Source organism: Candidatus Dorea massiliensis AP6 (assembly GCF_964245105.1).
Taxonomy (GTDB): domain Bacteria; phylum Bacillota; class Clostridia; order Lachnospirales; family Lachnospiraceae; genus Laedolimicola; species Laedolimicola intestinihominis.
In genome coordinates this window covers 1-964 of record NZ_CAXTKW010000044.1, presented here as the reverse complement: position 1 = coordinate 964, position 964 = coordinate 1, and the positions used below count along the sequence as shown (strand labels likewise).

Annotated in this window: 1 protein-coding gene; it reads right to left on the bottom strand. The window is 43.5% G+C overall.

Annotated elements, in window-relative coordinates; genetic code table 11:
• The coding region (locus ACESZP_RS17910) for a tyrosine-type recombinase/integrase (RefSeq protein WP_499709948.1) at positions 1–964 on the bottom strand (964 nt) is incomplete at both ends.

The following is a 964-nucleotide window of genomic DNA, read 5'->3' as shown; positions in this document are numbered from 1 at the left end:
AATCTCGTTGTAATCAAGCGGAATGTCCTCTGTGCCATCCAAATGATAAAGCTCATAGTAGATACGATTCTTTTCCTTAACTTCCCTGTAGTAGTTCCTCTGATAGAGTTCTCCGTAACTGAATACCTGCTTTCTCTGTTCCTTTTTCGCTTTCTTTAAGATGTCAGCGAGCGTATCACAGAAATCCACGATACGGACTTTCTTTCGCTTTGTCGGACCAATCTCGGTCTTGTGCCTTGCTCCGTTGTAACGGACACTTCTTCGTACTGTCAGATACTGTTCCTCAAAGTTAATGTCACTCCAAGACAGTCCGCATACCTCTCCAAGTCTAAGACCTGTGTAGTACGCTATCTGTACCGGCAGGACAGCAGGCTTGTTTCTTTCTTCCAGATACTCCATAAGCGTTTGATACTGCTCTGGTGTAATCGGGTTGATAACCTCTGCATCCTCATCATTATCAGAAAACAAATCCACATCTTCCTCGGCTTTCCTACGCATTACCACATACTGCATTGGATTGAATGTGATGTACTGCTTTGGAAAGACTGCAAATCGGAAGGACTGTTGCAGGACTGCGTGGAAAGAACGGATATAGTCGATGGTGTAACCCTTTGACTTAAAATTTCCTTCCTCACCGCCAAATGCAAGTAAATCCATAAACTTCTGCAAATGCTCCGAAGTGACTGTCTTTAGTTTTCTGTTTCCGATTGGGTGTTGTTTAATCCTGTTTACTGCCTGTAAATAGTTACCGACTGTACCGTTGCTAAGTGAACCCGTTTTCAAATCTTCCTCTGCCCATACATCTAGCATCTGTCCGAGTGTGAGGTTGTCCGCTTTGGCTAGAAATTTCTTTGCGTCATAATCCTCCATAGCCTTGCGTAACATTTTCTCTGTCTCTGATTTGCTCTCCGTACCTGCAAATTCTTTCTGAACCAAGTTACCACTTGCATCCTCCACATAAAAG